Source organism: Pacificitalea manganoxidans, from assembly GCF_002504165.1.
GTDB classification, from domain to species: Bacteria; Pseudomonadota; Alphaproteobacteria; order Rhodobacterales; family Rhodobacteraceae; genus Pacificitalea; species Pacificitalea manganoxidans.
Window position 1 is genome coordinate 51,650 of sequence record NZ_CP021405.1, and the last position, 23,092, is coordinate 74,741.

Annotated in this window: 20 protein-coding genes and 1 pseudogene; 15 read left to right on the forward strand and 6 right to left on the reverse strand. The window is 67.5% G+C overall.

Annotation, left to right across the window (positions count from 1 at the left end; all coding sequences use genetic code 11):
- The first annotated feature begins 188 nt into the window (after positions 1 to 188).
- The 4 genes from CBW24_RS15440 (at position 189) to CBW24_RS15455 (ending at position 4,947) form a co-directional block, all read left to right on the forward strand.
- Positions 189 to 1,157: a Bug family tripartite tricarboxylate transporter substrate binding protein gene (locus tag CBW24_RS15440; RefSeq protein ID WP_232530345.1), complete on the forward strand. Its 969-nt coding sequence runs from the start codon at positions 189 to 191 to the stop codon at positions 1,155 to 1,157.
- Positions 1,158 to 1,244: 87 nt separating this feature from the next.
- Entirely contained in the window at positions 1,245 to 1,904 is a 660-nt protein-coding gene (locus tag CBW24_RS15445; protein WP_097374300.1) for a tripartite tricarboxylate transporter TctB family protein, read from the forward strand.
- Between the two features lie 23 nt (positions 1,905 to 1,927).
- Positions 1,928 to 3,436, forward strand: a complete 1,509-nt coding sequence (locus CBW24_RS15450; RefSeq protein ID WP_088664127.1) for a tripartite tricarboxylate transporter permease — start codon at positions 1,928 to 1,930, stop codon at positions 3,434 to 3,436.
- A complete protein-coding gene (locus CBW24_RS15455) occupies positions 3,433 to 4,947 on the forward strand; it encodes an MmgE/PrpD family protein (protein WP_097374301.1) in 1,515 nt (504 codons plus the stop codon). Before CBW24_RS15450 ends, CBW24_RS15455 begins: the two co-directional genes overlap by 4 nt.
- Positions 4,948 to 5,616: 669 nt before the next feature.
- On the opposite strand, the gene CBW24_RS15460 is transcribed toward CBW24_RS15455, so the two are convergent.
- The 5 genes from CBW24_RS15460 to CBW24_RS15480 form a co-directional block, all read right to left on the reverse strand.
- Complete coding sequence (locus CBW24_RS15460) at positions 5,617 to 6,639, reverse strand: PdxA family dehydrogenase (RefSeq protein ID WP_097374302.1); 1,023 nt, start codon at positions 6,637 to 6,639, stop codon at positions 5,617 to 5,619.
- A gap of 24 nt (positions 6,640 to 6,663) precedes the next feature.
- Complete coding sequence (locus CBW24_RS15465; RefSeq protein WP_088664124.1) at positions 6,664 to 7,737, reverse strand: tartrate dehydrogenase; 1,074 nt, start codon at positions 7,735 to 7,737, stop codon at positions 6,664 to 6,666.
- A 71-nt stretch (positions 7,738 to 7,808) separates the two neighbouring features.
- On the reverse strand, positions 7,809 to 9,341 hold the full coding sequence (locus CBW24_RS15470) for a tripartite tricarboxylate transporter permease (RefSeq protein ID WP_097374384.1): 1,533 nt from the start codon (positions 9,339 to 9,341) through the stop codon (positions 7,809 to 7,811).
- Positions 9,342 to 9,490: 149 nt separating this feature from the next.
- Positions 9,491 to 10,030 carry a tripartite tricarboxylate transporter TctB family protein gene (locus CBW24_RS15475; protein ID WP_088664123.1) on the reverse strand — a complete coding sequence of 180 codons (540 nt, stop codon included), beginning with the start codon at positions 10,028 to 10,030 and terminating at the stop codon, positions 9,491 to 9,493.
- A gap of 12 nt (positions 10,031 to 10,042) precedes the next feature.
- Positions 10,043 to 11,044, reverse strand: a complete 1,002-nt coding sequence (locus CBW24_RS15480; protein ID WP_157773246.1) for a Bug family tripartite tricarboxylate transporter substrate binding protein — start codon at positions 11,042 to 11,044, stop codon at positions 10,043 to 10,045.
- Between the two features lie 356 nt (positions 11,045 to 11,400).
- Here CBW24_RS15480 and CBW24_RS15485 point away from each other — a divergent pair, with 356 nt between their 5' ends.
- The 3 genes from CBW24_RS15485 to CBW24_RS15495 are packed head-to-tail and all read left to right on the forward strand — an operon-like array spanning position 11,401 to position 13,530.
- Positions 11,401 to 12,093: a phosphatidylserine decarboxylase gene (locus tag CBW24_RS15485; protein WP_097374304.1), complete on the forward strand. Its 693-nt coding sequence runs from the start codon at positions 11,401 to 11,403 to the stop codon at positions 12,091 to 12,093.
- Positions 12,093 to 12,905, forward strand: a complete 813-nt coding sequence (locus CBW24_RS15490; RefSeq protein ID WP_097374305.1) for a CDP-alcohol phosphatidyltransferase family protein — start codon at positions 12,093 to 12,095, stop codon at positions 12,903 to 12,905. The genes CBW24_RS15485 and CBW24_RS15490 overlap by 1 nt, the downstream gene beginning before the upstream one ends.
- 4 nt (positions 12,906 to 12,909) lie before the next feature.
- Positions 12,910 to 13,530: a class I SAM-dependent methyltransferase gene (locus CBW24_RS15495; protein WP_088664119.1), complete on the forward strand. Its 621-nt coding sequence runs from the start codon at positions 12,910 to 12,912 to the stop codon at positions 13,528 to 13,530.
- 82 nt (positions 13,531 to 13,612) lie between these two features.
- Here CBW24_RS15495 and CBW24_RS15500 read toward each other — a convergent pair whose 3' ends face one another.
- On the reverse strand, positions 13,613 to 14,029 hold the full coding sequence (locus CBW24_RS15500; protein WP_097374306.1) for a hypothetical protein: 417 nt from the start codon (positions 14,027 to 14,029) through the stop codon (positions 13,613 to 13,615).
- A gap of 246 nt (positions 14,030 to 14,275) precedes the next feature.
- Here CBW24_RS15500 and CBW24_RS15505 point away from each other — a divergent pair, with 246 nt between their 5' ends.
- The 8 genes and pseudogenes from CBW24_RS15505 to CBW24_RS18695 form a co-directional block, all read left to right on the forward strand.
- Positions 14,276 to 14,839 (forward strand): TRAP transporter small permease, encoded by a 564-nt coding sequence (locus CBW24_RS15505; RefSeq protein ID WP_097374307.1) that lies wholly within the window; start codon positions 14,276 to 14,278, stop codon positions 14,837 to 14,839.
- Positions 14,833 to 16,131 (forward strand): TRAP transporter large permease, encoded by a 1,299-nt coding sequence (locus CBW24_RS15510; RefSeq protein WP_097374308.1) that lies wholly within the window; start codon positions 14,833 to 14,835, stop codon positions 16,129 to 16,131. The genes CBW24_RS15505 and CBW24_RS15510 overlap by 7 nt, the downstream gene beginning before the upstream one ends.
- A gap of 23 nt (positions 16,132 to 16,154) precedes the next feature.
- Positions 16,155 to 17,192 carry a TRAP transporter substrate-binding protein gene (locus tag CBW24_RS15515; RefSeq protein ID WP_097374309.1) on the forward strand — a complete coding sequence of 346 codons (1,038 nt, stop codon included), beginning with the start codon at positions 16,155 to 16,157 and terminating at the stop codon, positions 17,190 to 17,192.
- Positions 17,189 to 18,115 (forward strand): alpha/beta hydrolase, encoded by a 927-nt coding sequence (locus tag CBW24_RS15520; RefSeq protein WP_097374310.1) that lies wholly within the window; start codon positions 17,189 to 17,191, stop codon positions 18,113 to 18,115. Before CBW24_RS15515 ends, CBW24_RS15520 begins: the two co-directional genes overlap by 4 nt.
- Positions 18,116 to 18,354: 239 nt before the next feature.
- Complete coding sequence (locus tag CBW24_RS15525) at positions 18,355 to 19,764, forward strand: NHL repeat-containing protein (RefSeq protein WP_097374311.1); 1,410 nt, start codon at positions 18,355 to 18,357, stop codon at positions 19,762 to 19,764.
- A 109-nt stretch (positions 19,765 to 19,873) separates the two neighbouring features.
- Positions 19,874 to 21,532, forward strand: a complete 1,659-nt coding sequence (locus CBW24_RS15530; RefSeq protein WP_097374312.1) for a (2,3-dihydroxybenzoyl)adenylate synthase — start codon at positions 19,874 to 19,876, stop codon at positions 21,530 to 21,532.
- A 19-nt stretch (positions 21,533 to 21,551) separates the two neighbouring features.
- Positions 21,552 to 21,836 carry a phosphopantetheine-binding protein gene (locus CBW24_RS15535; RefSeq protein WP_097374313.1) on the forward strand — a complete coding sequence of 95 codons (285 nt, stop codon included), beginning with the start codon at positions 21,552 to 21,554 and terminating at the stop codon, positions 21,834 to 21,836.
- A 2-nt stretch (positions 21,837 to 21,838) separates the two neighbouring features.
- A pseudogene (locus CBW24_RS18695) lies at positions 21,839 to 23,053 on the forward strand (condensation domain-containing protein); the annotation flags it as partial.
- Between the last annotated feature and the right edge of the window lie 39 nt (positions 23,054 to 23,092).

The window sequence follows — 23,092 nt, forward strand, 5'->3', positions numbered from 1 at the left end:
GCGGGGTCTCCATAAGGCGGTGGGCGCGGTCGAAACCCGCCGGGACCAAGGGCCCGGATCACCGGATATGCGACCGCGCGGCGAGCATCTGCCAATTGTCGGCAGTTGACAAGTGGGCGGCAAGTTGGGAGTTTCCCTGCAGACCAGACGGCTGACCGGGCCGCCTGCTCGAAAGGGAGGAATAAAAAATGAACCGTATGATTCGTGCGATGAGCGGGGTCGCGGCCTTGGCCGTGCTCAGCTTTGGTGCCGCCGCGCCCGCCGCGGCACAGGACTATCCCCATGACACCGTGACGCTGGTCACCCATTCGCGTGCCGGGGGCGGCACCGATGTGTTCCTGCGGGAAATGACGAAATATCTGGGCGAGTATCTCGGCGCGGGGTTCGTCGTGGAAAACGTCCGCGGCGGCTCGGGCGCCAAGGCGATGGCCAAGCTGGCGCAAGCCCCGGCGGATGGCTCGATCTTCTATGGGACCACGCCGACCTTCATCAACACGTCGCTGCTGTCGAACCCCGAATACACCTACAAAGACCTGTCGGCGGTGGCCAACGTGTTCCTTGACCCGCAGGTCGTCTACGTTCGCGCCGACAGCCCGTTCCAGACCCTGACCGAGGTGGTCGAAGCCGCCAATGCAGAGCCCGGATCGGTCGTCTTCGGCGTCACCACGCCCGGTTCGCTCGACCGGCAGGTGATGGAGAAGTTCAAGCAGCTGACCGGCGTGCAGGCCCCGGTCATCACCCATGATGGCGGCGGCGAGCTGCTGATCTCCGTGCTCAACGGCACCGCCGCGCTGGGGATCGGCGAGGTGCAGGAACTCGACGCGCAGCTTGACGCGGGCGAGGTGCGTTTGATCACCACCTACACCAAGGAACGTCTGGACCAGTTCCCCGATGTGCCCACCGCACAGGAACAGGATATCGATCTGGTCGTGAACAAGTTCCGCGGCATCGCCGGTCCCGCCGGTCTGCCCGACGAGATCTACGAGAAGTGGGAAACCGCGCTGCAGGCGGTGCTCGAAGACGACGCCTTCAAGGAATGGTATTCCGCGCAGGCGCTGGTGCCGAACTTCATGCCGCATGAGGAATACGACCAGTTCTTGGCGGACTTCGCCGAAGAACAGCAGGCCTTCTTCGAAGAATACGGCATCGTCGAATAAGACGCGCCCGCACCCCGCCCGTGGCCCGGCCCCCGTTTGGTGGGGCCGGAGGACGGGCGGGGTTTGCCGGGCGAGGGGAGCCACGACATGACTTATCTCAATAAGGACACCTGGGTCGGGCTGGTGATGCTGCTGGTCGCCGGTCTGTTCTGGCGCGAGGCCTCGCATATCCGCATCAGCCCGCTGGATGATCCGGTCGGCGCGGCGGGCCTGCCCAAAACGCTGGCCGTCGTGCTGGCGGTGCTGGCCGTGCTGCTGCTGATCCGTGCCATCGTCGGCGCGGCGATGGCGGTGCCGCCCCCTGCGGACGCCGCGCGCGCCGAACCCGCGACCCGCACGGACGACGCAGGCAATACCGTAGCCGCGATCCCCGCCCATGCGACACAGCCCGCCGCCGCGCCGGAAACCGGCATGGTGTCCGAGCCGGTGCAGCAGGCCGATCCCGAAGCCAAGCCTGCGACCCCCTCGCCCGCGCTCGCCACCCGGATGAAGCCGCATCTACGCGCCATCGTCATGCTGGGGCTTGGCGTGGGCTATCTGCTGGTGGTCACGACGCTGGGCTATGCCCTGTCGGTGATGGCGCTGATCTTTCTCGTATCGCTCTATATCGGCGCGCCGCTGGGGCTGCGCACGGTGCTCGTGGCGGTGCTGGGCGGGCTCGCGTTCCAGCTGCTGTTCGTCCAGTTCCTTGGCATTCCGCTGCCGGGGGGCATCGTCGCCTCCCTGCTTTCCGGCCTGACCGGCTGATCCCCAAACCGAAAGCCTGATACATGGAATCCTTTTCCTATGCCTGGTCGGCGCTGACCACGACACCGGCGGCCTTTGCCGCGGTCGGTGGCGTTATCTGGGGGATCCTCGGCGGTGCGCTGCCGGGCATTTCACCCTCCATCGCGATGGCGCTGCTCTTGCCCTTCACCTACACGATGGACCCGATCCCCGCGATCGTGCTGCTGGCGGCGACCTATGTCGGCGCGGAATATGGCGGCTCGATCCCCGCGATCCTGATCCGCACCCCCGGCACCAACGCGGCTGCCGCCACCGCCATCGACGGCTACGAGATGCAAAAGCAGGGCCGCGGCGGCGAAGCGCTGGGGATTTCACTGGTTTCGGGCGTGATCGGCGGCATGATTGGCCTGTTTTTCCTTGTCCTGCTGACCAAGCCGCTGGCCGCCGTGGCGCTGCTGTTTACGCCCCCGGCCTATTTCGCGCTTGGGGTGCTGGGGCTCAGCGTCATCGCGTCACTGTCGTCCGGCTCGATGATCAAGGGGCTGATGGCCGGGGTGATCGGGTTGATGATTGCCACTGTCGGCACCGATCCGATTTCCGGCGTCAATCGCTTTACCTATGGCGCGCCGAACCTGCTGGGCGGCATTCCGTTCATTCTGGTCATGGTCGGCGTCTTTGCGGTGTCGGAACTGCTGGTGCAGGCGGGTAAGCCTGAATACCGCCGCAACAATGACAGCCGCCAGATGCGCATTCGCCTGCCCAGCTGGGCCTTGCTGAAACGCCTGCGCAGACCGCAGATGATCGGCTCCGGCATCGGGCTGTTCGAGGGCTGCATGCCCGGCGCCGGTGGCTCCATCGCCGCCTTCATGGCCTATAACGAGGCGCGCCGCTGGTCCAAACACCCCGAGGAGTTTGGCAAAGGCTCCCCCGAGGCGATCGCCGCCCCCGAAAGCGCCAACAACACCGTCGCGGGCACGGCGCTGGTGCCGATGCTGTCCTTTGGCATTCCCGGCTCCAACTCCACCGCGATCCTGCTGGGCGGGCTCTTGATCCACGGGCTGCAGCCCGGTCCGCTATTGTTCGAGGAACATCCCGACTTCATCTATGGCCTGTTCGGTGGGCTGTTCGTGGCCAACCTGTCGCTGTTCTTTGTCGGGATGCTGATCCTGACCCCGGCGATCTGGCTGGTGAACCGGCCCAAGCCCTACCTGATGGCGGCGATCTACGCGCTGATCTTCTCGGGCATCTACTCGATCGATAACACGTTGTTCGATCTGTATATCGTGCTGATCGCGGGCGCTGCGGGCTATGTCATGCGGCTGCTGGGCTTCCCGTTCCTGCCGCTCGTGCTGGGGCTGGTGCTGGGCTACCTGATCGAAAGCAATTACCGCCGGTCGCTGCTGCTGACCGGGGGGGAGCATCGGGTGTTCATCGAAGATCCGATTTCGCTGGGCCTGCTGATCACCGCGTTCCTGTTCGTCGCAGGCTCGGCCCTGCGCGACTTCCGTCAGGCGCGGCGCAAACGTGCGGCGGCGTTGGAGGCGCAGGCGTGATCGATCATCACATCCGACCTCTGCGCGCGGGTGAACGCCGCCCGCGCGAGGAAGAACTGGCATGGAAGATCGCGGAGCTTGCGACCGATCCCGCCCCTGACGATCCTGATGCGCTGCGCATGGCCGCGTGGCGCATCGTCGATGACTGGGCGGTCGCCATCGCCGCGCTGAACCGGCCCGCCGTGATCGCGGCGCGCGGGGCGGCGCTGGCCCATCCGGTCGAGCCATCGCGGCCCGGCGGCGCCACGGTGCTGGGCATGGGCGCGGCGCGGTTCGATCCGTTCTGGGCGGGATACGCCAATGCCACGGCGATCCGGGAACTGGATTTCAACGACAGCTTCTTTGCCGCGGAATCGAGCCATCCCGGCGACGTCATCGGCCCGCTTGCCGCCGTGGCGCAGGCGCGGGGCTGCGACGGGCGCGCGCTGCTGCGTGGTATCGTGACGGCCTATGAAGTGCAGGTCGATCTGGTGAAGGGCGTCGCGCTCAATCGCTACCGCATCGATCATGTCGCGCATCTGGGCCCGGCGGTGGCGGCCGGGATCGGCACCATGCTGGATCTGCCCGTGACGCAGGTCTATCACGCCGTGAACCTTGCCGCACATCTGGCCGTGTCCACCCGCCAGACCCGCAAGAACCAGATTTCCACCTATAAGGCCAATGCCCCGGGTCATATCGGTCAGATCGCGATGCTGGCCGTGGACCGTGCCATGCGCGGTGAAACCAGCCCCGCCCCGGTCTATGAGGGCGATTACGGGCTGCTGGCGATTTTGCTCGGCGGGCCGGATGTCCGCGTCACCGTGCCCCTGCCCGCCCCCGGCACGCCCAAACGCGCGATCCTCGAAACCTACCCCAAGGAACATTCCGCAGGCTATCACGGGCAGGCGATGATCGACCTTGCTTTTCGCATGCGCGCACAGGTGCCAGACCCCGAGCAGATCGACGAAATCGTCATCCATACCAAGGAGTTGACCCATCTGGTCATGGGCTCCGGCGCCGGCGATCCGGAAAAGTGGGATCCAAAGGCCAGCCGCGAGACGCTCGATCATTCGGCGATGTATATCTTTGCGGTCGCGTTTCAGGACGGGGTCTGGGACCATCATCGCAGCTACGATCCCGCCCGCGCCGCGCGCGAAGATACGGTGCGGCTGTGGCGTAAGATCTCGACCCGCGCCGATCCCGGCTGGACCGCGGCCTTTACCGATCCCGCCCCGCTCGACAAGGCGCATGGCGGGCGGGTGGAGATCCGCCTGCGCGATGGGCAGATCGTGTCCGATGAACTCCGCGTGGCCGACGCCCATCCCCGCGGCGCGCGCCCCTTCGGCCCCGATCAATACCGGCAGAAATTCCTGACCCTTGCCGAAGGTCTGGTCGCGCCGGAGGAATGCACCCGGTTTTTGGACGCCGTCGCGGGGTTGGAAACCGCCGCTGCCGGAGCGCTTGGGGAGTTGCGCATCGCCGCCCTGCCCGACGCGCTCCACACGGGCCTATCGGGGCTGTTCACCAGCTGAGAGACGCGCGTCGATCTACAGAGCCCCCGCCCGCGAACAAGGCCGAAGGCCGCGCGGGCGAGCGCCTGCCCGCCGCGACGGGCTGGCGCTTTGCCACCTTGCGCTGACCTCGGAGCGGGGAGGTATATGGCTAGGATAAAGCGCGCCGCTCAATCGTTGCAGCGCCATCCCACTGGCAGGCTTGCGTCGCACTTAATACTTCTCCGGCGGTTCATTCGTGCTCAGAGCACCCGCTCGCGAACAAGGCCGCAGGCCGCGCGGGCGAGCGCCTGCCCGCCGCGACGGGCTGGCGCTTTGTTATCTCACGCTGACCTCTGAGCTAGGAGGTTAGTTGCGCCATAAAGTGCGCCGCTCAACCGTTGCAGCGCCATCCCACGGGCAGGCTTGCGTTGCACTTGGAATGACGATGCATCGCTTTCTCTGAAATGAGCGCCCCCGCCCGCGGACACGGCGAAGCCGCGCGGGCGAGCGCCTGCCCGTCCTCGCGGGCTGGCGCTTTGCCACCTCGCGCTGACCTCGGAACGAAGAGGTAAATGGCGGGGATAAAGCGCGCCGCTCAACCGTTGCAGCGCCATCCCACGGGCAGGCTCACACCACCGCCCCTGACGATGCGCAGCGCATGTGCCGGCGCCTGCCCCTCCCCACGGGCAGGCGACCGCCGCTCGCGCCTTACGCCGCGCCCGCCAATTCCCTCGCACGGGTGGCCAGTTGCGCGGCGAGGCGCACGGCGGTTTCGAAGGCACCGGGATCGGCGCTGCCTTTGCCGACGATATCATAGGCCGTGCCATGCGCGGGGGTCGTGAACACGGTGGCCAGACCCGCTGTCACTGTCACGCCCTTGTTGAAGCCTTTCAGCTTCGTCGCGATCTGGCCTTGATCGTGATACATCGCGGTGACGCTGTCGAATTCGCCGCGAAACGCTTTCAGGTAAACCGTGTCGGACGGGTAGGGCCCGGAACAGTCGATGCCCTTGGCGGCCATCTCCTCGACCGCCGGACGGATGATGTCGATCTCCTCGCGCCCAAACAGACCGCCCTCGCCATTATGCGGGTTCAGCGCGGCGACCGCGATGCGGGGGTGCTCGATCCCGGCGCGCTGCATGGTGTCATGCGCCAGTTGCAGCGCACGGCAGATATTGGGGCCGGTGATCTGCTCCACCGCCTCGCGCAGCGACACATGGCTGGTGACCCGCGTCATCCACTGCCCGTCGAGCACGTTCATCTCGGAAAACGGACCCTCGTGGTTCAGCAGATGCGCGAACATCTTATGCTCGTCGGGGAATTCCCAGCCGCCGCGGAACATCGCGCCCTTGTTGAGCGGGGCGAAGCTGATCGCGTCGACCTCCCCGGCCTGCGCGAAGTCAATCGCGCGGGCCAAAGTGTCGCCGGTGAGCCGCCCGGCTTCGGCGCTGGCCTCTCCGAGCGGCAGGGCGTCGGGATCGATATTGCCCAGATCCACGATCGGCACGCCTGGTCCATCGAACCGGGCCTCCGCCGGACGGGCCACGGGGGCCAATTCCAGCGGCACACCGGCAAAGCGCGCACCCCGGCGCATCACCCGCGCGTCGCCCACTAGAACCAGCCGCGCCACCTGCGCCAGACGCCCGTCATGCAGCAGCCGCGCGGTCAGTTCCGGGCCGATGCCGGTCGGGTCGCCCGGCACCAGCGCGATGATCGGTCTGTCGTCACTCATAGCTGTTCCTTTCCTGCCGCGCGCTTACGACAGCGCGTCGGCAATGGCCTTGCCGCAGGTTTCGGTGCTGGCCTTGCCGCCCAGATCGGGCGTGCGCAGCGCCTCCTCGGTCAACACGGTCTCGATTGCCGCGACGATGCCATCGGCGGCGTCCTTGTGGCCCAGATGCTCCAGCATCATCGCGCCCGCCCAGATTTGCCCGATAGGATTGGCCACGCCCTTGCCGGCGATGTCGGGGGCGGAGCCATGCACCGGCTCGAACAGCGAGGGGAAGTCATGTTCGGGATTGATGTTGCCTGACGGCGCAATGCCGATGGTGCCGGTGCAGGCGGGGCCCAGATCCGACAGGATGTCGCCGAACAGGTTGGAGCCCACCACCACGTCGAAGCGGTCCGGGTTCAGCACGAAATGAGCGGTAAGGATATCAATATGATACTTGTCCCACCTTACCCGTGGGTAATGCGCGGCCATCGCCTCCACCCGTTCATCCCAATAGGGCATCGAAATCGAAATGCCGTTGGATTTGGTGGCCGAGGTCAGGTGCTGCTCCGGGCGGCTTTGCGCCAGATCGAAAGCGTATTTCAGAATGCGGTCGGTGCCGTGACGGGTGATGACCGTTTCCTGCATCACGATCTCGCGGTCGGTGCCTTCGAACATCTTGCCGCCGATGGCGCTGTATTCGCCTTCGGTGTTTTCGCGCACGACGTAGAAATCAATATCGCCCGGCTTGCGGTTCGCCAGCGGCGACGGAACGCCGGGCATCAGCCGCACGGGGCGCAGGTTTACATACTGGTCGAACTCGCGGCGGAATTTCAGCAGCGATCCCCAGAGCGAGATGTGATCGGGCACCGTATCCGGCCAGCCCACCGCGCCAAAGAAGATCGCGTCGCTGCCGCCGATGCGGTCCTTCCAGTCCTCGGGCATCATCTCGCCCTTGCGCTGGTAATAGTCGCAGGAGGCGAAATCGTGCTCCTTGAAGTCCAGCGACAGGTCATAGCGGCTTGCGGCGGCTTCCAGCACGCGCAGGCCTTCGGGCACCACTTCCTTGCCGATCCCGTCGCCGGCGATCACCGCGATGTCGAGCGTGTTCGAGGTCATGTCTTCTCCTTGGATACTGGATTGAAGCGGCCCCGCAATTGGATGCGGGGCGCGATGTCGGTGCCGGGGCGTCAGTCGCCCGGCGGCAGGGGGGCGCGTCCTGCGGTGGCGGTGGCGCCCTGCCCGCGACGGCGCGCGCGGCGGTAGAGCATGCCGATCACCGGGCTCAGAAGGCTCAGCGCGGTCAGGGCAAAGAACAGGTTGCCGATCCAGCTGTTGAAGAACAACAGCCAGTTGCTGTCGAAGATGATCATCGACTGGCTCCAGTTCTTCTCCAACAACCCGCCGAGCACCAGCCCCATCACGAAGGGCGCGGGGCCAAATCCGTGACGCATGGCGACGAACCCGATCAGGCCGGAAATCAGCATCACCCAGACGTCGAACATCTGCTGCTGATAGGCATAGGCGCCCACGATCGAGAAACAGAACACCGCAGGCCACAGGAACGTGCGCGGGATCAGGGTGATCATCGAAAACACCTTGGCCCCGGCCAGCCCGATGAACAGGAAGGCAAAGTTGGCGATGAGCATCGCGATGAAGATCGCATAGAGGATCTCCGGCGTTTCACGCATCAGGAACGGCCCCGGACGGAAGCCATGCATGATCAGCGCCGCAAGGATCACCGCCGTGGTGCCGGAGCCGGGAATACCCAGCGCCAGCGTCGGGACCATCGCACCGGACGTGCCAGCATTGTTGGCAGCCTCCGGCCCGGCGACGCCCTCGATGCAGCCTTTGCCGAATTCTTCAGGTGTCTTGGACCAGCGCTTGGCCTCGTTATAGCCCATGATCGCGGCGACGGTCGTGCCTTCGGCGGGCAGAATGCCGACGATGGTGCCGATGGCGGAGGACCGCAGGATGGTTTTCCAGATACGGCGCATGTCCTCCATACCCGGCAGGCGGATCGCGACGTCCTTGATCCGCTCGATGGCGGCATCGCGCGCATCGGCCTGTTTCAGCAGCTCCGCGATGGCAAAGACACCGATCAGAACCGGCACGAAATCGATGCCGTCATAGAGGAAGTTGGTGCCGAAGGTGAACCGCTCCACCCCGGTGACAAGGTGGATGCCGACGACGCTGACCAGCACCCCGAACATCCCGGAAATCAGGTTGCGCGGCGCGGATTTGCCGCTGATCGCGGCCAGCATCGACAGACCGAACAGGGTCAGCGCGAAATATTCCTGCGGCCGGAAGCTAAGCGCCACCTTGGACAGCAGCGGCGCCGCGATGATGAAGGCGACAAGGCTGAGAAGCCCGCCGCAGACGCTTGAAATCGCGGCAATACCTAGCGCGCGACCGGCTTCGCCCCGCTGGGCCATCGGATAGCCGTCCAGCGCGGTGGCCACGGCGGGCGGCGCGCCCGGCGCGTTGATGAGGATCGCGGTGATCGAGCCGCCAAACGTGCCCGCGCAATAGAGCGCGGCCATCATCGAAATTGCGACCACCGGCTCCATCCCGATGGTAAAGGGCAGCAGCAGCGCCACCGCCATGGTCGAACTGAGGCCGGGCAGCGCCCCGATCACCACGCCCAGCAGCACGGACATGAAGATCAGTCCGAGGCTCACAGGCGTCATGATCAGCTCGAAGCCGGTCAGGATGGCGTCAATATTCAAGGCCGTCTCCTTTGAAATTGGGTCTTTCGCACGCAGGCGCAGCCATGGCGCAGGCGCGGTCGGCGGCAAGCCGGGATCGCATGGGATGGCGCGGGTCAGCGCCGCAGGTCAGGGTCATGTCCGGGAGCGGGCGGCGGGGCCGGTCAGAAAATATTGCCGACCAGACCGCGCGGGAACGTCACTTGCAGCAACTCCGCGAACAAGAACAGCACCGCCAGCGGGAACAGCACGAGGAACGGCAGCAGGATTTTCCAGCGTCGTTCGCCCCACAGCAGCGGCAGCACCGCGCAGACCAGCACCAGCGCGGGCAAGGCGCCCAGCGTCGGCATGGTCACGACCAGCGCCACCAGAACCGCGCCGGTGGCCAGCACGATCGGGTTCAGCCGCTTGCGTCGCTCCACGTCCAGATCGACCCCGCGCCGCAATTTGCGGTGGTATTCGAACGGAATGATCAGCGCGATCAGCGCGATGACCAGCAAAACCAGCCGCGGGAATGTGGGCGGCTGCACGTTCTGCGCCAGCGAGGCAGGCACCTTGTCGAACGTAAAGGTCTGGGCGAAGAGCACCGCGCAGATCGCCAGCACCGTCGCCGCAACCCACAGGTCGATGCGGTGCACGCGGAAACCGGGGGAGCGTTCCGCCCCCCCGCCTTCGACCCCGTTATGTCGGGATGTGTCACTCATGATTGCGCCCGCTTACCGGTCGGTCATGTCGAGGGCGCGGAGCGCTTCGAGCGAGACCTCGTATTCGGCCTTCAACTGCTCGTCCCACTCGGCGGCACCGGCGATGTTTTTCTCCGGGTCCAGCCCGCTCGACCGCAGGTATTCGTGGAACCGCTCGCTGGCCATCGCTTCGAGGATCGTCGCTTCGATCTTCTCGACCAGTTCCGGCGGGGTGTCGCCATGCACGAAATAGCCGCGCGTGGTGGTCACCGCAACGTCGTGCCCGCTTTCAAAGGTCGAGGGCACGTCGGGCAGATCGCCGACCCGCTCGGGGTAGAGCACGGCCAGAGCGCGCAGATCGCCTTCCTGAATTTGCGGCAGGGCTTCGCTGATATTGGCCAGCGCCGCATCGACCGCGCCGGACCGCAGCGACGTGATCATGTCGCCACCACCGCCAAAGGGCACGACGCGCACTTCGGCATCGGCAGCGCCCGCCCAGCGGGAAATGCCGATATGCTCGGTGCCGCCAACCTGCGCCACACCCCATGTCAGGGCCTGATCCTGCGAGGCCGCGATCAGCGCGTCATAGTCCGCGATGTCGCTGTCGCCGCGGACCACGATCACCGAGGGGTCGTCCATGGCGCGGGCGACGCCCTGCAACTGATCGATTTCGACGGGCGAGTTGCCGCGCGCGATGGTGTAGAGATGGGTCTGGGTCAGCGCAAAGATGGTGTGCCCGTCGGGGCCACGGCTGACCAGGTATTCATGGGCAGACCGCGCACCGCCGCCCTGTTTGTAGACGACGCGGATGTCTTCATCGAGATTGTCGCGCGCCTCTTCCATCCACATGCGGATGGTGGTGTCGGTGCCGCCACCGGCGGACGAATGCGACACGACCTCCACCGTATCGCAGGGCCACTCGTCGGGCGTGCAATCCTGGGCGAGGGCCGCGACCGGCGCCAGCGCCGTGACCGCAGCCACGGCGGTCAGCCTGCGGGCGTGGCGGCCAAGCGGTGCAAATGTGCTCATTTCCATCGTGAAATTTCCTCCTCCTCGTGAACACCGCGCAGGCGGGCGGGGGGGGCGGCAGGGCGCGTGACCCTGATCCATCCCCCAAAAACGCGCCCTGCGGCGGAAAGGGTCTCTCCTCGTGACCCTAAGGAACGCTAAAATGCGAATTGGCAACTGTCAACAATATACAAAAACGATTTCACGATGGGGAAGCCGCAGCCTCGCCCCGGACGCGCGCACCGCCGGTCCGGCGCAGCCCCCATACAGGCAGGGTTGCGGAACCCCGCGCATCGCCCAGCGTAAACCTGCGCGCGGTCCCTTGCTCCTGAGGGGGTTGGCACGTTACCACGATCCAGCGAAACTGACGAAGGCACCGGCACATGCGCATGCGCGATACCTTTTTGAAACCGATGCATCCCGAGGGTCGGCGCTTCGTCGCGATCTTTGCCGCGATCACGGTGGCGCTGTTCCTGATCTCGGAGCTGCTGGGCTGGATCGGCGTCGGGCTGACGGTCTGGTGCTACTATTTCTTCCGCGATCCCAAGCGGGTCACCCCGCGCCGCGACGGGCTGATCGTCAGCCCCGCCGATGGCATCGTGTCCCTGATCGAGCCTGCCGTGCCGCCCGCCGAACTGGGCCTGCCGGATCAGCCGCTGACCCGCGTCAGCGTCTTTATGTCGGTGTTCAACTGCCATGTGAACCGCAGCCCCGTCGCCGGGAAAATCACCGCAATCGCCTATCGCGCCGGGAAATTCTTTAACGCCTCGCTCGATAAGGCCAGTTCCGACAACGAGCGCAATTCGCTCGCGATCGAGATGCCGGACGGGCGTCAGATCGCGGTGGTGCAGATCGCCGGGCTGGTCGCGCGCCGGATCGTGTGCTTCAACAAGGTGGGCGACAGCCTTGCCACCGGCGAACGCTTCGGCCTGATCCGGTTCGGCTCCCGGCTGGATGTCTACCTGCCCGAAGGCGTCGCGCCGCTGGTGGCCATCGGTCAGACGATGGTGGCGGGCGAAACGGTGCTGGCGGATCTGCGCTCGGACGAGCCGCGCCGCGACGGCCGGACGGATTGATGCGCCGCCGCTCCGCCGAATCCAGCCGTGATCTGCCGATCATCAAGCTGCTGCCGAACCTGCTGACGCTGACGGCGGTCTGCGCCGGGCTGACCGCGATCCGCTTTGCGTTTCTGGGCGAATTCGAATGGGCGGTGCGGCTTGTATTGGCGGCGGGGGTTCTCGACGGGCTCGACGGGCGGCTGGCGCGACTGGTGCGCAGCGAATCGCTGGTCGGGGCGGAGCTCGATTCGCTTGCGGATTTCCTGAATTTCGGCGTGGCGCCGGTGCTGATCCTTTACACTTGGGCGCTTCAGGGTGCGGGCGGACTGGGCTGGATCGCCTGTCTGTGTTTCTCGCTGTGTTGCCTGATGCGGCTGGCGCGGTTCAACGTGGATGCCAAACACGGTGGCAAAGGCCCGATGCCTGCGGAAGGTTCCGCGTCGGCCGCCGATGCGGCCCCTGCGCCTGCCGCGACCTCCCGCCCCGGGGATTATTTCGTCGGCGTGCCCTCCCCCGCAGGGGCGATCCTGTTGCTGCTGCCGATGGTGGTGTCCTTTGCGCTGAAACAGCCGCCGATCCTGCCGCCCGCCGCCTTGGCGATCTATCTCGTCGTGATCGGCCTGCTGATGATCAGCCGCATCCCGACCTATTCGTTCAAGAACATCACCGTGCGCCGGGACAAGGCCAGTTTCACCCTGCTGGGGGCGGTGCTGGTCGCCGCAGCGCTGTTAATTTATCTGTGGCCGACCTTGATCATCCTGACAGTCGTCTATGTGGCCAGCATAGCGGTGGCGTTAATCTCGCGTCGCAGGACCGTTCGCAAAGGGTGACCTATTGGACATTAATGCCGTCAAGACTTCCTACGCCCGGTGGGCACCGATCTACGACCGCACATTCGGCGCGGTCACGCGCAAAGGACGCCGGGCGGCTGTGGGGTATATCAATGGCCTCGCCCCCGCCTCGGACGTGCTGGAGGTGGGCGTCGGCACCGGGCTGGCCCTGCCGCATTACGCCGAGGGGCTGCGGATCACCGGCGTCGATTTTTCGGACGAAATGCTGGCCAAGGCCAAGGCCCGCGTCGCCGAGCAATGCCTGAAACCCGTCGTCGCGCTGCGCCAGATGGACGCCCGCGCGCTCGATTTCCCCGATGCCAGCTTTGACGCCGTGGCGGCGATGCACATGATTTCCGTGGTGCCAGAGCCGGAACAGGTGATGGCGGAAATGGTTCGCGTGCTGCGTCCGGGGGGCAAGCTGGTGGTGACCAATCACTTCGCCCGCAGCGAAGGCATCCTTGCCCGGATCGAGCGTTGGTCAGCGCCTTTTGCCGATCTGCTCGGCTGGCATTCCGATTTCCCGGCGGGCGTGGTCACCGACCATCCGCGTCTGCGGCTGGTGACCCGCGACACGCTGCCCCCGCTGGGGATGATGACCTTTCTGGTGCTGGAGAAGCTTTGACCCGCGCGCCCCCCCGCGCCGGCCATGTGCCGGGGCGGGGCGTGATGGGTCAGGCGCGCGCCCCGGATCATCCGTATCGGGATCAGCCGTCGCCGGGCATCCCGCTGAGCAGCCCGCCCAGAACGATCACCACGACAATCCCGACGATCATCCAGATCACCGGCTTTGGCAGGCTTTTCATCAGCTTGCCATGCTCCGGTCCCTGGAGTTCCTGCGGGGTCGGCTTGCCCGGCTCAGGCTTATCGCGGCGGGTTTCATGCTGCGCGGCGGTGCGGACCTGCGCGCTAGAGGGCGCCGCACCGGCGGCCTCGTCATCGGTGCCGAGCGGCGCGGCGGATGGATCGGTGAACGCCACCTTATCGCCCGTGCCGCCGCGATCAATTTCGTCGCGCAAACGCGCGGCATCGGCGGCGCCTTGGCCATTCGCGGATGTGTTGGGGGTGGCTGTGTCGGGGGTGGTGTCAGCCGGTGTCTTATCGGCGGGGCGCGTGTCGGTCATGGGCTCTCCGATGCCGGATAAAGGGACGGGGTGCAGGGGAAACAATCGAGCGGCGGCTATGTTCCCGGCACCCGCATCAGCACCCGCGCACCCCTGTTCCCGCGTCCGTTTCCGCCTGTGGCTTGCCTCCCCCGCGCCGGGGCGCTAGACGGACACCGCGCCAGCTTCTGCCAGCCAATCCCGCAAACGTCGTCCGTCCTGCCGCGCTGTCGCGCCCGGCGGCGACCCTATGCATCGGTTTGGCAGATGGCCGCATCCCGGCATTCCTTCCTGATCCGCGCGGATCGGCGGCTCGCGCAGGCCGAAACGCTCGCCGCGACCCTGCTGACCGGGGCCGCGCTGCTGGCGATTTCGGCGGGCACGCTGGGGCGCAACCTTGGGCAGCCGGTGCTTTGGGCGGATGAATTCGCGGTGCTGGCGATGGCTGCGGCGGCCTTTGTCGGGGCGTCGGCGCTGATCGCAACGGGCGGTCATATCAGCGTCGATCTGCTGGACAGCGCCCTGCCCCACGGGCGCCTGCGCCGCGCCACCGCCCTGCTGCGCGAGGCGGCGGGCTGCGCGGTGATCGGCGTGCTTGCGCTGCTGGTGGCGCGCTGGTTCGATCCCGTGGGATTGGTGCGCGCAGGCTCCGGCGCGGCGCTGGCGCAGGATACGCTCAACTTCATCTACCAAAGCCCGACCATGACGCTGGGTATGGGCAAGCATTGGTTCTGGCTGGCGTTGCCGGTTTTTGCCACCGGGGCGCTGCTTCATGCCGCGCTGCGGCTCTGGCTGGCCCTGCGTGGCGGGCTGACGGGGGCGCGATGCTGAGCCTTGGCTGTTTTCTGCTGCTGCTGCTGATCGGGGTGCCCGTGGCGCTGGCGGTGATGGCGGCGGCGATGTTGCAGATCGCGTTGGCGGGCAATGCCGCGCTGCTCTTTAGTGTGCCGCAACAGGCCTTTGGCGGTATCGAAAGCTACGGGCTGCTGGCGCTGCCGGTGTTCATCCTGCTGGGCGAGTTGATGGGCGAAAGCGGCGCGGGACGGCGGCTAATGGCCTTGGCGGCGCGGCTTGTCGGGCCGGTGCCGGGGGGGCTCGCGCATGTGACGCTGCTGGGCAATGCGATGCTGGCGGCGATCCTCGGCTCGACCGTGGCGCAGATCGTGCTGACCTCCCGCCTTGCCGTGCCGGAGATGGAGCGCGCAGGTTATCCTCGCGATCTTGCGGCGGCGGTCACGGCGGCAGGCGGTCTGCTGGCGCCGGTGCTGCCCCCGTCGATGCTGTTCATCGTCTATGGGGTCATCGCGCAGGTGCCCATCGGGCGGCTTTTCATCGCGGGGATCGTGCCGGGCGCTGCCATGCTGCTGGGCTTCGTCGGGGTGACGGTGTGGCTGGCGCGGCGCGGCGACATGCCGCCGCCACCCCCCGCCCCGGACCGTCTCGCCACGGGCCGGCCCGCCCCCGCCGCCGCCCGCGTGATGGTCGAGGCCTTGCCCGCCGCGCTGGTGCCGCTGGCGATGGTGCTGGCGATCCTCGGCGGGCTGGCCACGGCGGTCGAAGCCGGGGTGATCGGCGCGCTCGCCGTGCTGCTGATCGGGCTGTTCGTCTATCGCGAGTTGCGCCTGCGCGATCTGGGCCCCGCGCTATGCCGCACCGCGCAATCCAGCGCGATGATCCTGTTTCTGATCGCCGCAGCCGGGCTCTATGGCTGGGTCGCGGCGTGGCAGAACCTGCCCGCGCAGGTGGCGGCGGTCCTGACCGGGCTGACCGACGATCCGGTCGTGTTCCTGCTGATGGTCAATGTGATGCTGCTGGCGCTTGGCATGGTGTTGGATCCGATGCCCGCGCTGGTGCTGGTGGTGCCGGTGTTCCTGCCTGTCGCCACCGACAGCTATGGCATCGACCCGATGCAGTTCGGCCTTATCACCTGCATCAACCTGACCCTCGGCCTGCTGACGCCGCCGGTGGGGTCGGGCCTGTTCACCGCCGCGCGCCTCAATGCCGTGAGCCCCGTCGCGCTGACCCGTCGGCTGCTGCCCTATCTGGGCGCGGCGGGGGCGGTGCTGTTGCTGCTGACTTTCGTGCCTGCCGCCTCCACCGGGCTGGTGGGCCTGCTCGATTGACCCTGACGTTCGGAGACCTGACCATGACTGCCCTGCCCTTTCGCCTGACCCTGTCCACGACCCTTGCGCTTGGCCTGCTGGCGTTGCCAGCCGCCGCGGCGGAGCTGCGCGTCGGTCTCATCACCCCGCCGTCACATCAATGGACCCAGACCGCGCAGGACATCGCCGCCGATCTAGCGGAGCGCAGCGCGGGCGAGATCACGCTCGTCGTGCTGCCCTCCGGCCAATTGGGCAGCGAGGCGCAGATGTTGCAGCAACTGCAATCCGGCAGCCTCGATTTCGGGATGTTCACGCTGGGCGAATTTGCCAATCGCAACGCGGATTACGGGGTGTTTCTGGCGCCCTTCATCGCCACGGACACCGCCGCTGCCCGCGCACTGCTGCGGGGCGATGTGGCGCAGGAGCTTCTGGGTGGGTTCCGGCAGTTTGGCCTGCACGGGCTGGCCTTTGGCATGGCGGGCCTGCGCGAGATCGTGACAGCCACCCCGACCGAAACCGCCGCCGATCTGAAGGGGCAGAAGATCCGCACCGTGCCGCTGGCACCGGAGCTGGATTTCTGGACCCTGCTGGGCGCGACCCCCACCCCGATGCCGCTGCCCGAGCTCTACAATGCCTTTGCCAACGGGCAGGTCGATGGCATGCAGATCGACTATGAGGGCACATGGAATGCGGGCTACTGGGAACATGCGGGCGAGGTCATCGCCTCGGACCACATGATGTTCCCGATGGCGGCGGTCGCCTCCGCGCGCGGTTGGGCCCAGTTGGGGCCAGAGGCGCAGGCACTGGTCGCGGAGGTTTTCGCCACCCGCATCGACGCGATGGTCGAAGGCTATGGCGAGATCGACAGCCGCTACCGCGCCGAAATCGAAGCCGCCGGGGTGCCGGTCCGCGAGGTGGGCCGCGACTGGTTCGAGCCCGCCGTCAGCGCATGGTATGACACGTGGCGCGCGAAGACCCCGCTGCTGGCGCGGCTGGAGGCCGAAGCCGCTACGATTGACGACACCGACACGGGCACCGACACAGGCACCGATACGGGCGCAGATACGGGCGCCAAGCAATGAGCCCGTTCACCCGCAGGCAGATCCTGATCGCGCTCGGCGCCGCCGGGATCGGCGCAGGCACCGCCCTGCGCGCAAGCGCCCAGCCGGTGCAGGAGGTGACTGGCCCCGTGACGCTCGACACCGGTTCCGACAGCTATCACGCCCGGCAGATCCGGCTGCCCGCCAACGGCGGCGCCGATCACCTGATCCGGGTCGCTTGGCCGCGCGGCGCGGTGCCCGAAGGTGGGTTTGCGGTGCTCTGCGCGCTTGACGGTCATGCGGTCGCGGCGGATCTAGACGCCGCCACGCTGGCGCGTCTGGCCGATGGCCCGCGCCCGGCGTTGATCCTTGCGGGGCACGATGTCGAAACCCGCTTTGCCGCGCAGGACCGCACCCGCGATTATACCCCGCCCGATGCAAACGGCGCGCCGGTGGCCGATCCGCGCGGGCGTCCGGGGGGCGGTGCGGCGGGCTATCTGACGCTGCTGCGGGAGCAGGTTCTGCCCCGTGCGCTGGCGCTTGGGCCGCTTAATCCGGCGGCGATGACGCTTTGGGGGCATTCCTATGGCGGGCTTTTTGCACTGCACGCCGCGTTTGCCGGTAGCAGCCCGTTCGCGCGCCACATCGCGGCAAGCCCGTCGCTATGGTGGGATGACGCGCGGTTTTTCAACCGGCTGATGGCGCAGCTTGCGGCCGGTAACGCCCCCGCCGTGCCGCTTGATCTGCATCTGGGCGAGGCCGAGCGCGCCCGCGCCAGCCGCCCTACCGATCCCCGCGCCCAGCGTTTGGTGCAGATGCGCGACGCGCTGCCTCAGGACGCCCTCGACGATCTCGATCGCGCCCTGCGCGCGGCGGGGGTGCCGGGGCATCTGCGGATTTTCCCCGGCCTGAGCCATGGCGAGACGTTCACCCGCTCGCTCATGGTCGCGGCGGGGCTGGCGTAAGCCATGCGTGCGCCGCGCGGGTGTGTCTGTGCGCCGCCCGCCACGGCGCACGGGCCCGGCGCAGGCGCGTCCCGCTCTTTGGTTGACTGTTTTACTCAGTCATCCTAATCACAGCGCGACTCCCGCCTTCCGTGACGTTGCGTTGCGCGCCGGGCGGGGCCGCCAGCCACAGCCTTGCTGAAGCCAACCCTCCCAATAGACCCGCCGGGTCCGGCCCGGCTTCAGACAAGGTGGAACATATGTCCCAACTTCCGGCCCGCCGTCGCGCCCGTCTTCGCGCCCGCCCCGTAACCGCGCTCGCCGTCGCGCTGAGCCTCTGCGCCGCGCCGTTCGCGCAGGCGGAGCCGTTCACCGGCCTTGCCCCGGCCTTCGACGGCAGCATCCGCGCCAGCGGCATTGACCGCGCGCCGATCACCGCAGGCACCGATGTCACCGTGTCGGGCAGCGGCCTGATCCCAGGCCAGACCGTCACCCTGCGCAGCAATGGCGCGCCGCTGACCACCGCCGCGCCGATCACCGTCGATGCCGACGGGGCGTTCGAGACGACGCTGACCCTGCCCGACACCGCCGAGCCCGGCACCTATCCGGTGGTGGCCGAACTTGACGGTCCCGATTACGCGATGATCGTGGATCTGAAGATCTCCCCCGTCCTGCCGGAGACCGGCAGCTTCGACACCGTGGATCGGCAGTTGGCGCCGGGTCTCTATCAGGTCGCGCGGGCTGCGGATGGCGAGGCACTCTATGTCACCTCCGCCGTGGGACGCCCGCCGGTGACGCAGAGCGAATTGCTGAAGCTCGATCCCGAAACCTTTGACATCATCGCCCGCACCACGCCGCAGGCCGCACCTGCGCGCGAAGACGGGCGCGATGGCGGGCTTTATGCCGTCTATGGCGTGGGCATCGCGGCAGAGGCCGGGCAGGTCTGGGTCAGCAACACACGGCAGGATACCGTCGCGGTCTATGACGCCGACGATCTGTCCCTGCTCAAGCAGTTCGAGCCGGGCACCATCGGCCATCCCCGCGATGTGGTGGAATATGACGGCAAGGTCTATGTCTCTGCGACCTTCCTGCCGGAAATCCATGTCTTCGATGCCGAAAGCATGACCCATGAGGGTGTGATCGAACTCACCTCCTCCCGCCGCCGCACCGATTTCGGCACCGCGAGCCTGCAACTCGACGCCGATCGCGGGCGGCTGTTCGTGGTCAGCCTGACCAGTGACGAGGTGGCGGTGGTCGATCTCACCTCCGGCACCCAAAGCGCGGTCTGGCCGCTGACCGGATCGAAAGGCACCATCGGCGTCGGCTATGACCCGAAAAGCGACCGCATTTTCACCGCCGGTCAGGGCAGCGACAATGTGCAGATCCTCGACGCCGCGTCGGGCGAGCTGCTGCATGACGTGCCCGTGGGCGCCAACCCGCTGAATATCGCGGTCGATCCTGACACCGGCACGGCCTTTGTCGCTGTGCGCGGCTCTCACAGCGTCGTCACCATCACGCCCGAAGGCGAGGTCACCGGCACCCTGACCGTGGGCAGCCTGCCCAACCACCTGATCGCCGATGGGGCGGGCGGCGTGCTGCTGGTCAACAAGCGCAATGGCGAAGACGACCCCAGCGGCGATCACATCACCCGCATCACGCCGCAGGGCTGATCCCGCGCTGCCTATGACTGCGGCCCGCCTCACCGGGGGCGGGCCGTTCCCGACCCGGCCAATCTGCCCCATCTGCCCAACCCGCCCAAATCCGCCACAGGAGCCTTCGATGCAGCCGATCACCCAGACCTGGCCCGCTGATCTGGCCGCCCGCTATCGTGCCCTGGGATATTGGCGGGGGGAGACCTTTGCCGACCTGCTGCGCACCCGTGCCGCCGCACATCCCGCCCGCATCGCGATCACCGCCGGGGCGCGCAGCTGGAGCTATGGCGATCTGCTGATCCGGTCCGAACGGCTCGCCGCCGGTCTGCTGGCGCGCGGCCTGCGCCCCGGTGACCGGGTGCTGGTGCAGATGGGCAATGTGCCGGAATTCTTCCAGACGAGCTTTGCGCTGTTTCTGGCGGGGATGATCCCGGTCTTTACCCTGCCCGCCCATCGCCGCACGGAGTTGGAGCATCTGGCCGCCCGGTCCGAGGCCGCCGCCATCGTCACCGAAGCCCGCATCGCCGGGTTCGATCATGCCGCGCAGGCCCACGCGCTCGCCGCCGATCTGCCCGCCCTGCGCCATGTGATCGTCGCTGAAACCGGGGCCGCGCTGACCGGCGATGCCAGCGGGCTGACCCATGCGGAGCACGCGCCCTCCGCGCCCCCTTCGGCGCTGCCCGCCTCGCGCCCCGCTTCGGTCGCGTTTCTTCAGATTTCCGGCGGCAGCACCGGCTTGTCAAAGCTGATCCCCCGCACCCATGACGATTATATCTATACGCTCCGCGAAAGCGCGCGGATTTGCGGATTGGACGCGCAGGCGGTCTACCTCGCCGTGCTGCCCGTGGCGCATAATTTCACCATGTCCTCGCCGGGCTGTTTTGGCGCGCTTTACGCCGGGGGGCGTGTGGTGCTGGCCCCGACACCGGCGCCGGAGCCCTGCCTGCGGCTGATCGCGCAGGAAGGCGTGACCATCGCCGCGCTGGTGCCGCCGCTGGCGCTGAAATGGCTCGACACCGCCGAGCGGCTGCGCGAGGCCGGGCGGCTGCCGGATCTGTCCTGCCTGCGCGTGGTGCAGGTCGGCGGCGCGAAATTCCTGCCCGCCTCCGCCCGCCGCGTGACGCCGGTGCTGGGCTGCACGCTGCAACAGGTGTTCGGCATGGCCGAGGGGCTGGTGAATTACACCCGGCTCGATGATGCGCCCGATCTGATTACCGAAACCCAAGGCCGCCCGATTTCCCCCGATGATGAGATCCGCGTGGTCGATGACGCCGACCGGCCCGTCGCCCCCGGCACGCCCGGTCATCTGCTGACCCGTGGCCCCTACACGATCCGCGCCTACCACGCCGAGCCCGCCGCCAATGCCCGCAGCTTTACCGCCGATGGGTTCTACCGCACGGGCGATATCGTGCAGGAACTGCCCTCCGGCCATCTGGTGGTGCAGGGCCGGGCCACAGATCATATCAACCGCGCGGGCGAGAAGATCTCCGCCGAGGAGATCGAGAACCACCTGATCGCCCATCCCGCGGTGCTCGACGCCGTGGTGGTGTCGGTCCCCGATCCGCATCTGGGGGAGCGCAGCTGCGCCTTCGTTCTGCCGCGCCCGGAGGCCGAAACCCCGCCCGATGCCCCCGCGCTGCGCCGCTTCATGCGCGGGCGCGATATCGCCGCGTTCAAGATCCCCGACGAAATCCGCGTGGTCACCACGCTCGACACCACCGCCGTGGGCAAGATCAGCCGCCGCGATCTGCGCGCCGCGCTGGCCCGTGACGCCGCCCTTGTCTGACAGCCCGAAAGGTTCGCCGATGTCCGCCCCTGCTTCTGATCCCTCCGCCTCCGCAGCCCCGACGTCTGCCGCCGCGCTGACCCGCGATGACATGCGCGCCGATATCGCCCGCGCCCTGTCGATCCCGCCCGAGCAGGTCGGCCCTGATGACAACCTCGCCGATCTGGGGCTCGATTCGATGCGGGTGATGGACCTGATTTCCGGGTGGGAGGAACGCCAGCCGAACCTCGATTACACCGAATTCATGGAGCATGAGACCCTCGCCGCGTGGTGGGACATCGTCGCCCGCGCACAGGCCGCCTGACTATGCGCCCGGTCGGCCCCGATCCCAGACCCGCCGCCCGCGTGCCGCTCTGTGCGGCGCAGCAGGGGATCTGGTTTGCGCAGCGCACCGCGCCGGGAAGCTCGGTCTTCAATACCGGGCAGGCGCTGTGGCTGGACGGGCCGCTGGATGTCGCGGGGCTGGCGCGGGCCGTGACGCAGGTGGTGGCGGAGGCCGACGCCCTGTCGCTGCGCATCGCACCGGGACCGGATGGCGCACCGCAGCAATGGACCGACCCCGCCGCCGCGCCCCGTCTGCTCCATCGCGACATGACCGGCAGCGATCCCGCAGCGGTCGAGGCCGCGCTCTGGGCCGAGGCGCAATCGCCCGTGGACCTGACCACCGGGCCGCTGGCCGGGTTCACCCTGTGGCGGCTGGGACCGGAGCGCCATGTGCTGAGCCAGCGGGTGCATCACCTTGCCGCTGACGGCTTTGCCAATTTGCTGCTGACCAACCGCATCGCCGCGCTTTACTCCGCCGCGCGCGAGGGCCGCGCCGCGCCGCGCCCGCTTGAGCCATTCGCCCGCGCGGCGGAGGCCGAGGCCGCCTATACCGGCAGCATCGACGAATCCCGCGACCGCGCGTGGTGGCGTGCGCATCTGGCCCAGCTTGACGATGTGGGCAGCCTGACCGAGGGCGCGCCCGGTATCTCGAACTGGTTTTTGCGGCACGAGGCCCCGCTGGACGACGACCTGCGCCGCGCGTTGCTGGACCGGGCTGCGGCCACCGGCCTGTCATGGCCGGATCTCGCGACCGCTCTGATCGCCGCCTATCTGGCCCGCTGCACCATTGGCGGCGCGTCGGTGCCCGGCGTGCCCCTGATGAACCGCATGCGGTCGGGGGCCGCGCGGGTGGTGTGCAGTTGGGTCAATGTGCTGCCTTTCCACCATCCGGTGCGCGCCGATCAGCCGCTTGACGCGTGGCTGGCAGGGGCCGCGCAGGCGCTGGCCGATCTGCGCCGTCATGGCCGCTACCGGGGCGAGGCGCTGCGCCGCGATCTGGGCCGCGTCGGGCAGGGGCGGCGGCTGCATGGCCCGCTCATCAATGTGCTGCCGTTTGACACGGCCCCCAAGATGACCGGGCTCGACACCCGATTGCAGATCCTTGGCGCGGGGTCGGTCGAGGATGTGACCTTCACCCTGCGCGGCGATGCCCGGCGGGGGCTGTGTTTCCAGATCGACGCCAACCCCGATCTATACGAGGCCCAGACCCACATCGCCGCCCGCAACGCCACCGAT

Excerpts from the sequence above, each read along its gene's own strand:
- CBW24_RS15440 (WP_232530345.1), top strand. The coding sequence starts at position 189 with ATGAACCGTATGATTCGTGCGATGAGCGGGGTCGCGGCCTTGGCCGTG.
- CBW24_RS15445 (WP_097374300.1), top strand. The coding sequence starts at position 1,245 with ATGACTTATCTCAATAAGGACACCTGGGTCGGGCTGGTGATGCTGCTG.
- CBW24_RS15450 (WP_088664127.1), top strand. The coding sequence starts at position 1,928 with ATGGAATCCTTTTCCTATGCCTGGTCGGCGCTGACCACGACACCGGCG.
- CBW24_RS15460 (WP_097374302.1), bottom strand. The coding sequence starts at position 6,639 with ATGAGTGACGACAGACCGATCATCGCGCTGGTGCCGGGCGACCCGACC.
- CBW24_RS15465 (WP_088664124.1), bottom strand. The coding sequence starts at position 7,737 with ATGACCTCGAACACGCTCGACATCGCGGTGATCGCCGGCGACGGGATC.
- CBW24_RS15475 (WP_088664123.1), bottom strand. The coding sequence starts at position 10,030 with ATGAGTGACACATCCCGACATAACGGGGTCGAAGGCGGGGGGGCGGAA.
- CBW24_RS15480 (WP_157773246.1), bottom strand. The coding sequence starts at position 11,044 with ATGGAAATGAGCACATTTGCACCGCTTGGCCGCCACGCCCGCAGGCTG.
- CBW24_RS15485 (WP_097374304.1), top strand. The coding sequence starts at position 11,401 with ATGCGCATGCGCGATACCTTTTTGAAACCGATGCATCCCGAGGGTCGG.
- CBW24_RS15490 (WP_097374305.1), top strand. The coding sequence starts at position 12,093 with ATGCGCCGCCGCTCCGCCGAATCCAGCCGTGATCTGCCGATCATCAAG.
- CBW24_RS15500 (WP_097374306.1), bottom strand. The coding sequence starts at position 14,029 with ATGACCGACACGCGCCCCGCCGATAAGACACCGGCTGACACCACCCCC.
- CBW24_RS15505 (WP_097374307.1), top strand. The coding sequence starts at position 14,276 with ATGGCCGCATCCCGGCATTCCTTCCTGATCCGCGCGGATCGGCGGCTC.
- CBW24_RS15510 (WP_097374308.1), top strand. The coding sequence starts at position 14,833 with ATGCTGAGCCTTGGCTGTTTTCTGCTGCTGCTGCTGATCGGGGTGCCC.
- CBW24_RS15515 (WP_097374309.1), top strand. The coding sequence starts at position 16,155 with ATGACTGCCCTGCCCTTTCGCCTGACCCTGTCCACGACCCTTGCGCTT.
- CBW24_RS15520 (WP_097374310.1), top strand. The coding sequence starts at position 17,189 with ATGAGCCCGTTCACCCGCAGGCAGATCCTGATCGCGCTCGGCGCCGCC.
- CBW24_RS15525 (WP_097374311.1), top strand. The coding sequence starts at position 18,355 with ATGTCCCAACTTCCGGCCCGCCGTCGCGCCCGTCTTCGCGCCCGCCCC.
- CBW24_RS15530 (WP_097374312.1), top strand. The coding sequence starts at position 19,874 with ATGCAGCCGATCACCCAGACCTGGCCCGCTGATCTGGCCGCCCGCTAT.
- CBW24_RS15535 (WP_097374313.1), top strand. The coding sequence starts at position 21,552 with ATGTCCGCCCCTGCTTCTGATCCCTCCGCCTCCGCAGCCCCGACGTCT.